We start from the raw sequence: 211 nt of genomic DNA on the forward strand, positions 1-211 counted from the left end.
ATCTGGGAGAAACGGGGTGTTACCCCTGTTTCTCCAGGCGATCCAGGTGGATCGCCATCTTCTTCATGTTCTGCACGGTTGCCGTCATGAGGGCTTGTTCCCTGACGTTCGGAAGTCCGCGCAAACGGCAATAGCGAAACCCATGGAGCTCTTTGGCATCCGCGAAGCTTCGCTCAATCGTCTCTTTTCGTTTACGGTACAGCTGTTTCCC

At 54.5% G+C, this 211-nt stretch carries 1 protein-coding gene; it reads right to left on the reverse strand.

Translation table 11 applies throughout. The features are described 5' to 3' along the window. Positions 1 to 19: 19 nt before the first annotated feature. Positions 20 to 211, reverse strand: a 192-nt coding sequence (locus LCF57_RS28440; RefSeq protein WP_226003319.1) for a transposase, incomplete at its 5' end; no start/stop codon positions are given.

Source organism: Paenibacillus sp. BJ-4 (assembly GCF_020404765.1).
GTDB lineage: Bacteria > Bacillota > Bacilli > Paenibacillales > Paenibacillaceae > Paenibacillus.